Here is a 9,657-nt window from a genome sequence, read left to right as displayed (position 1 = left end):
CTAAGTGCTGAGTGATATATTATCCAATGCCCCATGCCCCATCCCCAATCCCCAGTCTTTCTGTAGTTTATTGCCTCTAAAGACGGCAAACACCACTCGGACGTTACGGTTCACCCTAATTACTGAAAGTATTAATTCTTCTACATTAGACAGAGTGAAGACAAATTAATCCATGAACCAACTAAAAACACAATTTAGTTAGTCTAACCGTCCCAAGTAAGGTTCGGGAAACCACCCTTCATGGACTGGCTACCACTAAGCTTCAGTATATATATCAGCATAGTCTGGAGTTTTAACCCCAGGAAAGCCAAATCAAAGGTATTCATGCTGAACTGGCTGATTTCTTGACCCTGTTGGTTCAAAATTTAGTGCTTTATATTCTCATTCATTCATTTGTAGTTATACGGAGCCAGCACCTAAAATGGCAAAAGTAGTTGGAATTGACTTAGGAACAACGAACTCCTGCGTGGCAGTGATGGAAGGTGGTAAACCCACAGTAATTGCTAATGCTGAAGGTTTTCGGACAACGCCATCAGTAGTCGCATTTGCGAAAAATGGCGACAACTTGGTTGGCCAAATCGCCAAACGACAAGCGGTGATGAACCCCGAAAATACGTTTTACTCAGTCAAACGCTTTATCGGTCGCCGCTACGATGAAGTGGGTAACGAAGCTACGGAAGTTTCTTACAAAGTTCTCAGCAGCAATGGCAATGTCAAATTAGATTGTCCTATAGTTGGTAAACCGTTTGCTCCTGAAGAAATTTCTGCAAAAGTTCTTCGCAAACTAGTTGAAGATGCCAGCAAATACCTGGGTGAAACTGTAACCCAAGCTGTAATCACCGTTCCGGCATACTTCAACGACTCCCAACGGCAAGCGACAAAAGATGCTGGTAAAATTGCCGGAATTGAAGTTCTGCGGATTATCAACGAGCCTACCGCTGCTTCTTTGGCTTATGGATTTGACAAAAAGAGTAACGAAACCATCTTAGTATTTGACCTTGGTGGTGGTACTTTCGACGTATCTGTGCTGGAAGTAGGAGATGGAGTTTTTGAAGTACTAGCCACATCTGGTGATACCCATCTTGGTGGTGATGACTTCGATAAAAAAATAGTTGACTTCTTAGCTGAGAAGTTCAAGAAAGCCGAAGGTATTGACCTGCGGAAAGATAAACAAGCCTTACAACGTCTGACGGAAGCTGGAGAAAAAGCCAAAATTGAGCTTTCTAGCGTTACCCAAGCAGAAATCAACCTACCATTTATCACTGCAACCCAGGATGGGCCCAAGCACCTGGATACAACCCTAACTCGCGCTCAGTTTGAAGAACTTTGCTCTGACTTAATCGACCGTTGTCGTATTCCTGTGGAAAACGCCCTTCGGGATGCCAAGTTAAACAAAGGCGATATTGATGAAGTAGTGTTAGTTGGTGGTTCTACACGGATTCCCGCAGTCCAACAGATTGTGAAGCAGGTATTGGGTAAAGACCCCAACCAAAGCGTTAACCCTGATGAAGTCGTAGCAGTTGGTGCAGCCATTCAAGCCGGAGTACTGGCTGGTGATGTAACTGGCATCTTGCTGTTAGACGTGACACCTCTATCTTTGGGTGTGGAAACATTGGGCGGCGTGATGACTAAAATTATCCCCCGCAACACCACAATTCCTACGAAGAAATCGGAAGTATTCTCCACTGCTGTGGATGGACAAACCAACGTAGAAATTCACGTCCTCCAAGGTGAACGCGAATTCTCTAACGATAACAAGAGCTTGGGAACCTTCCGCCTCGATGGTATTCCTCCTGCACCACGTGGTGTCCCTCAAATTGAAGTGGTGTTCGACATTGACGCTAACGGTATCCTTAACGTCACCGCTAAGGACAAAGGTACTGGTAAAGAACAGTCCATCAGCATAACTGGCGCTTCTACCCTGGATAAAAATGACGTTGACCGGATGGTGAGAGAAGCTGAACAGAACGCTTCATCTGACAAAGAGCGGCGTGAGAAGATTGAACGCAAGAACCAAGCCGATTCTTTGGCATACCAAGCTGAAAAGCAGTTACAAGAATTGGGCGATAAAGTTCCTGATGCTGACAAGACTAAAGTCGAAGGTTTAGTAAAAGAACTGCGGGAAGCAGTTGCTAAAGAAGACGATGAGCAAATCAAGAAGCTCACCCCAGAATTGCAACAAGCGTTATTCGCTGTTGGTAGCAACATCTATCAACAAGCTGGTGCTAGTGCCAGTTCCGGTGCCGGTGCGGGTGCTACATCTGGTGGTGAACCTCAAGATAGTAGCAGTTCCTCTAGTTCTAGTAACGGCGACGATGTGATTGACGCTGATTTTACAGAGAGCAAATAATTCCCTTACTTCTTTTGGGAAGATTATCTTGTCCCACCTTATAATTACCCCCTCAGACAAATGCCTGAGTGGGGATTTTTTTTAATGAGTTGGGAGTTAGGAATTAAGAGTTATATAAAGTCTGGTTAATCTCTTATGCCATATCCACAAGCACCTTGGACACTTCAGGGTCATGCTATCCAAACTCTGCATTTGGTAAATATTGACCAAGTGCGCCCTTTGATTCCCTTAGAGTTAGAAATTATTTCTGTATGGCCTGGTAAAACCCTCGCTAGCGTGTATCTCTCTAATTACGGGTCAGGCTCAGTACTGGAGTATAGTGAGTTAATTGTTGTCCCAGCTTTGATTAATTACCAGAGGAAAATCGGCGCTTGGATTTCTCACATTTATGTAGATAATGCTGACTCGGTGGCTGGTGGTCGAGAAATTTGGGGACTACCAAAGGAACTAGCTAAGTTTACCTGGGAACAAGGAAAGTATGTTACTGTGCATCAGGAAAACCAGAAATTGTGTAGTTTTAAGTATAATCAACAAAGCTTGGCATGGAAACAGCGATTAAGTGCTTCTAGTTTCAGCGCTAAGGGTGCTGATTTACTGATATTCCCTGCTGAATTTGAGTCTTTGTTGGGTTTGATTGGTTCTAAGTTAGAAATCCCCGCCGAAAGTCCTTTTTTTGGAATAGGTTTGGGTCAACCTTGGTTAACTGTGCGGTGTGAGCAGATGAGTTTGCGGGTTGATGCGCCAAAAGTGGTAGGTCAGATGAGTATCTAGTACGCTGTGGTATAAGTTTGCCTACCTTTAACCAGTTGCTTGTTAATGGAATACCTGTGTTAGATATTTCAGCTAATGCAATCCTTCTAGACAGTATTTTTTCATATTCTAAAACCTTACTTATACGTTTCAACTAGTACAGTACGGCGGAAATAAACCAAGTAAACTAACTTATACCTAAACTTTTAATGATGGTAATGATTTTTGTTTCAATGCTGGGATTAATCCAACCTGTAAAATTGAACTTTTGCTAACGCCTGATTGCCTATAAATTATTGTGAGTTTACGGTCAGATTAACCCATACGCTTTTGCTTTCCAGAAAAACAAAGTCTTTAGAGCCAGCTTGTGATAAACCTATAGTCATTTTCAATCAAGTGCAATACAAAAGCTAGATATTGCTAAGGTTACACACCTGCTAAAAATTCTGCAAATCCAGTTTCAGAAACTAACTTGCAACAAGGCTATTCATTATTATCCACACAAACTCTGTTACATATTCCGCAAAATTAGGTTATTTTTGTAGAAAATGTGAGTTTTTGACTATCTATCCTCTAACTTCCCAACATCTGCAAGTTATGTAGAGTGGCATAAAGCCCTCCCTGTTGCAGTAATTGATCATGACTTCCCTGTTCGATTAATTCGCCACGCTTGAGAACAAAAATCCGGTCTACATTACGAATCGTAGACAAGCGGTGAGCGATAATAATGGCGGTACGTCTGACCAAAAGCTGGTTTAATGCCTCTTGAACTGAAGCTTCTGTACCAACATCCAAACTAGCGGTAGCCTCATCTAGTACCAAAATTTGCGGATTGCGAATGGCAGCCCGCGCAAAGGCTAAAAGTTGCTTTTGACCACTAGAAATATTTGTGCCTCGTTCTCGAAGTTGAGTATCATAACCTTGGGGTAATTCTTCTATAAACTGGGCAATGTTGGTTTCTTCTGCTGCTTGTTGAATCTGTTCAATGGTGTAGCCATCTCCTAGAGAAATGTTGCTTTTAACATCGCCAGCAAACAAAAAGCCTTCTTGTAAAATTACTGCCATGTAACGCCGCAGTTCTGCTTGTGGTACTTCCCGAATATCGACGCCATCTATGAGAATGCGTCCTTGAGTGGGTTCGTAGAGGCGGCACAAAAGACGGATAATCGAAGTTTTACCTGCACCAGTGGGGCCAACTAATGCAATTTTTTCACCAGGATGAATGGTGAAATCTAAGTCTTTAATTACGTAATCATCATTTTTGTAAGCAAACCAGACGTGATCAAAACGAATCTCTCCCAGTTCTGGGGGAGAAGTGAGGTTTGGGGATTCTAGATTTGCAACGATTTCGTCGATGTAGCCAAATTTTGCATCAAATATTGAGAAGCGGACATTGGCGCGATCGCGAATTTCTATCGGTTCGTCTAATATATCGCCTACGCGTTCAATGGCAGTGAAACCAGCTTGAATTACTGTAAATTTTTCTGCAAAAGCCCTTAAAGGGTCAAATAATCGCTGGGCATACAATACAAATGTAGATAAAGTCCCGAAAGTCAAGTTTTTTTCCAACAGTAACCAACCACCCACGCACAAAACACCTGCGATCGCAATCAGTCCAATCCATTCTAAGGTTGCTGAAACAAATGAATCATAAAAGATGGTTTTATCCATTTGCTGAGTGTAGTTGCGGTTCGTAGCACGAAACAATTCGGCATTAAATTTTTCTCTACGGAACAACTGCACGACGTTAATACCAAGCACATTTTCTTGTAGCTGTGAATTCAGGATCGAAAGTTCTTCTCGCCCTTTGTAATTGGCTTTGCGGTACTGTTTTTGAATGTAAACAATTACCCAGCTAGTTGGTAACAGCATCAATAATAGCAAGCAAGAAAGTTGCCACTGGAGGGAAAACATTAAACCCAAAGTCACCAGCATTAAAAACAAATCGGATATAATGCCAACTGCCCCAGTAGAAAAGACATCGCCTAACACTTCCACATCGCTGGTGATTCTGGTAATTAATTTACCTACGGGTGTGCGGTCAAAAAAGCGCACTGCTAGAGATGTTACATGCTGAAATAAGTCTTGGCGAATTGCTGCGGTGATTTGTTGCCCTAGCCTTTGGACTATATAACCTTGGAAACCTGTCAATATCACTTGGATGGCGATCGCAATTACCAATAATCCTTCTAGGATATTTAACCCTTGCGAGAAGGGACGATTCCTGAAAAATTCGTAAGTGCTTGGTTCCTTACGAATCAGGGAGATTATTTGGCCAATTAAGAAGGGTTGTAAGGCATTAGCTAGTGCGATCGGTACGAGTAGGCACATCGACAGCGCCAGTAGCCGTCCGTTACGACGGGCATAAGGCACCAAACGCAAAAACAACCGCCAGTCATTTTCACGCCGACGATCTGGTGTATAAGATTTTTTCAGAGATTGGTAGATGCTCATAGTAAGAGCATTATATTAATGTTTGGAAAAAAACACGCTTGTTTAAAGTAGCGTTTATCTTCCTACTCTGATACCATGCCTGAGATAGAAACTGCAAGACTACTACTAAGACCTTATATTCCTCAAGATTTGGATGATTCCCTTTACATTTTGCAATCTTAAAACTATCAGTCTCCTACCCAGAAATGTTGCGACTGTTTAATTTAATTTGGCGGCTCAAAACGATTCACAACCCCAGCCCACAGAATCATTGACGAACCGACTGCTAAACATAAGGACTTTCAAGGGGTGGAAGTCTTCAGGGTGCGCTGACTGGATTACAGCCCAAAGGCTTGATTTATAATGCCGAGCAAGATTATCAACTGGCATTGCCTTTACGGCCTTGTGGTTGCGGCAACGGTTGAGTTGAAAATAGCGATGTAACAACAAGATTCCCGACTTTTGAAATAAATCGGGAATCCAAGGGCGCGCTGCTATGCGCCCCTACAGTATTTGTATTAATTGCTTCATAAATATTCCTGTAAGTATGAAACAATAGCATACTTATCTGTTTACGTCTTATATCTAAAGATAGAAGATCGAGGTTAAAATTTGGGAAACCTAAGAGGGGTTCATTCCCAAGAGATGTCCTACCTACCTATCGCAGAATGCAACTGAGGTCAGATGACACAACCTTTAAATCAAGTCAAAGAATGGGAACAACGTCGTGATGAAGCAAACCGCTACTACCAACGGGGGAAATTTCAAGAGTCTCTCGATCTTGCAACCAAAAATTTACACTTGGCTAGAGCAATTCCAGACCGAGCCAGAGAAGGTTATACATTAAACGACCTCGGTTTAGCTCACCTCAGTTGCAGGCAACCTCAAAAAGCATTAGAGCGCTTTTATCAGGCGCTTTCGGTTGCTATTGAAACTGGCAACACGTCAGCAGAGGCAACTACACTTAGCAATCTGGGTTCTACCTACAGCCGTCTTGGACGCTTTTCGCAAGCATTAGAATATTTTGACAAAGCACTGCCAATCTTTAGGCGATTGCAAGATACCCAAAATGAAGTTTCTACTCTTAATGATATAGCCCTAATTTATACCCGCTTAGGAGAACCGAAACGGTCACTGTTGCTACAACACCAAATTTTGAGGATGCGGCGATTGTTAGGTGACTTTTCTGGTGAAGCCACAACGCTCAATGGCATTGGATTTGCCTACAATGTCTTAGGTAAGTTTGAGCAAGCGCTAGAATTTTTTCAAGCAGCACTGCCAATTCAACGAGCTGCGAAGAATTTAGTTGCTGAAGCAACCACTTTGAATAATATTGCTTCTGTCTATCATGATTTAGGAAAACCCAAACAAGCACTATTGCTCTACAATCAAGTTCTTTTGACACGTCGAGCAATCAGCGATCGCTCTGGTGAAGCAACAACCCTTCACAACATTGGTTTTACCTACAGTACCCTGGCAGAGCATCGCCAAGCAATGAAATTCTACAAGCAAGCCATTGTGATTTATCAAGAACTGGGCGATAATCTCGGAGAAATTTCAACTTTGCTAAATATGGGAAGCCTTTACGCCACCACGAAACGCAAAAAAATGGCGCGCTCGTGCTACCAAAATGCCCAAGAGTTAGCAGAGCAAATCGAATATCAGCCACTTTTAGAAAAAGTACAACAGTTCATAGATTCTCTGTAGCATCCAGTTCCCCTTCTCCCAATATGGGAGAAGGGGTTAGGGTATGAGGGCAACCCTACTAGTACCGCAAGGCGGAAGTCAAAAGTCAAAAGTATAATGGGATGGGCTTTTTAGGGATTTTAAATGGTTGCTCTATTTACACCGTGGCGTACTAGTGAAATTAAATATGCGTTATCCAGAACCCTTGTATAGACGTAGCAATTGCTACGTCTATAGATTTTTTTTACCCTAGCTACAATACCAAAGTTGTAGTTAGAACAAGTACATCTATGAAAGCTTACGAAATTCAAAGCAACGCCGGGATTGATGCTTTGGCATTAGTCGATCGCCCCGAACCAAAACCCGCAGCTAGACAAGTTCTGATTCAAGTCAAAGCAACATCTTTAAATTATCGCGATCTGCTTGTCGCCCAAGGAGCTTACGGTGCTGGACAAAAATATCCCTTAATTCCCATGTCTGACGGTGCGGGAGAAGTTGTGGCGGTGGGGGAAGATGTGACAAGAGTAAAAATAGGCGATCGCGTCGCTGGTATTTTCTTCCAAGACTGGATTTATGCCTCTTTAACCAAAGAGAAAATGAAATCCGATTTGGGAGGTGGTATCGATGGAATGCTGGCTGAATATGTCTTATTACACCAAGATGGTTTAGTAATATTACCTGACTATTTATCCTATATTGAAGGTGCAACTTTGCCCTGTGCAGCAGTCACAGCTTGGCACGGATTGGTGACAAAAGGCAATATTGGTGCAGGTGATAGTGTTTTATTACTCGGTACTGGAGGAGTTTCAATTTTTGCTCTCCAGTTTGCCAAGATACATGGTGCTAGAACAATTATTATTTCTAGCAGTGATCAGAAATTGGCACGAGCCAAACAGCTTGGTGCTGACGAGATAATCAACTACAAAATAACACCAGATTGGGAAAAGCAAGTTTATCAATTAACCAATCGCACGGGTGTAGATCATGTAATTGAGGTAGGCGGTGCGGGGACTCTACCAAAATCGCTACAAGCAGTCCGTATTGGGGGACGTATTAGTTTGATTGGCGTATTATCTGGCAGAGGAGATGAAATTGACCCCATGCCAATACTTTTTAAGAGTTTAACAGTTCAGGGAATTTATGTTGGCAGTCGAGAAATGTTTGAGGGGATGAATCAGGCGATGCAACAGCATCAAATCAAACCGATTATCGATCGAGTTTTCCCTTTTACTGAAGCACGAGAGGCTTATCATTATCTCAAAAGTGCGGCTCACTTGGGTAAAGTCGTAATTCGTAATTCGTAATTTTAAAAAGTTTAATTTTATGTTTCAAGTAGGATTTAAATTCCCACTTGAAACATACAGTAGATTGTAAGTTAAAGATGTACTTTATTAACTTGCAATCTGCTGTATGACACTTTTGATGTATTCAATAGGAGTTACAAAGCGGCATATTAATAATTTATTTGGCATTGCTATTAGATATGAAATGCAAAAATTAGGTATTTTCAACTTCTTATTCTCTATGTGTGCCTCAGCGTGAGACAAATTCATATTCTTCATCAGCAACGCCTTTTATCTCGCATTAAATAAGCTATTAACTAATTTAGTTGTGTTATATTTATAAATAGGAGTATAAAAAACTCTTATTACAACTTTTTTAGGAATTACACCTTTTGACATTAGGATTAAATTCTTGATTTTTCTCCTTATGCTTGGAGTTGCCTTTTCTAGAGACGACTACATTCAGGAAAATCCTAATGTCATTAGACAAAAATGCCTTTGAGCAACCAGCAAATAAGTTGCTTGCAGCTTTGCCAGCCAGTGATTATCAGCGTCTTATTCCCCACATGAAGCTGGTTCCACTTTCAAATTGGCAAGTCCTTTACCAAACAGGCGAACCGATCGCACAGGTTTATTTTCCTCATAAGGCAGTGGTTTCTATTGTCACCACTATGGAAGATGGCTCGACAATGGAAATTGGTTTCGTGAGCAATGAAGGCATGGTGGGTATGCCTGTGATTTTAGGAGACAACATCACAACCACAACTGCATTGGTGCAAATTCCAGACAGTGCCATGCAAATCGATGCAAATATACTCAGAAGCGAGTTCAATCGGGGTACAGCGCTTCAAAACCTGCTGCTGCGCTATGTCCAACGTGTATACACTCAAATAGTACAAGAATCTGCCTGCAACCGTCTTCATCAGCGAGAGGAGCGGCTGGCTCGTTGGCTGCTGACAGTTTCTGACCGTCTGGAATCAAAGGAATTTCCGCTTACTCAAGAATTTATCTCACAAATGTTGGGTGTACATAGCGCTGGTGTCAGCGAAGCAGCTAGCACCCTGAGCCAAGCTGGAATCATCGCCTACCACTGTGGTCAGATTACAGCAATTTTCAGGTAAATAGACCACAGTGGTTGAACCAACCGAAGGCATC

Annotated in this window: 6 protein-coding genes and 1 pseudogene; 6 read left to right on the top strand and 1 reads right to left on the bottom strand. The window is 42.1% G+C overall.

Going from position 1 to position 9,657, the window contains the following annotated elements:
• The first annotated feature begins 421 nt into the window (after positions 1 to 421).
• Positions 422 to 2,350 (top strand): molecular chaperone DnaK, encoded by a 1,929-nt coding sequence (gene dnaK / locus ACFE93_RS32705; protein ID WP_375479978.1) that lies wholly within the window; start codon positions 422 to 424, stop codon positions 2,348 to 2,350.
• Between the two features lie 135 nt (positions 2,351 to 2,485).
• The gene (locus tag ACFE93_RS32700; RefSeq protein WP_375479976.1) at positions 2,486 to 3,121 is read left to right on the top strand and encodes an acetoacetate decarboxylase family protein; all 636 of its coding nucleotides are present in this window, start codon (positions 2,486 to 2,488) and stop codon (positions 3,119 to 3,121) included.
• 552 nt (positions 3,122 to 3,673) lie between these two features.
• On the opposite strand, the gene ACFE93_RS32695 is transcribed toward ACFE93_RS32700, so the two are convergent.
• Positions 3,674 to 5,554: an ABC transporter ATP-binding protein gene (locus ACFE93_RS32695; protein ID WP_375479974.1), complete on the bottom strand. Its 1,881-nt coding sequence runs from the start codon at positions 5,552 to 5,554 to the stop codon at positions 3,674 to 3,676.
• Between the two features lie 275 nt (positions 5,555 to 5,829).
• Between ACFE93_RS32695 and ACFE93_RS32690 the strand changes: the two are divergent.
• The 4 genes and pseudogenes from ACFE93_RS32690 to ACFE93_RS32675 all read left to right on the top strand — a co-directional run.
• Positions 5,830 to 5,963: pseudogene (locus ACFE93_RS32690) on the top strand (ATP-binding protein); the annotation flags it as partial.
• Between the two features lie 254 nt (positions 5,964 to 6,217).
• Positions 6,218 to 7,240, top strand: a complete 1,023-nt coding sequence (locus ACFE93_RS32685) for a tetratricopeptide repeat protein (RefSeq protein ID WP_375479972.1) — start codon at positions 6,218 to 6,220, stop codon at positions 7,238 to 7,240.
• Between the two features lie 269 nt (positions 7,241 to 7,509).
• Entirely contained in the window at positions 7,510 to 8,523 is a 1,014-nt protein-coding gene (locus tag ACFE93_RS32680; RefSeq protein WP_375479970.1) for an NAD(P)-dependent alcohol dehydrogenase, read from the top strand.
• Between the two features lie 455 nt (positions 8,524 to 8,978).
• A complete protein-coding gene (locus ACFE93_RS32675) occupies positions 8,979 to 9,623 on the top strand; it encodes a Crp/Fnr family transcriptional regulator (protein WP_375479968.1) in 645 nt (214 codons plus the stop codon).
• Positions 9,624 to 9,657 lie beyond the last annotated feature (34 nt).

It is taken from the genome of uncultured Nostoc sp., assembly GCF_964247315.1.
GTDB lineage: Bacteria > Cyanobacteriota > Cyanobacteriia > Cyanobacteriales > Nostocaceae > Nostoc.
The sequence above is the reverse complement of the archived record's forward strand: the minus strand, read 5'-3'. Positions and strand labels throughout refer to the sequence as shown.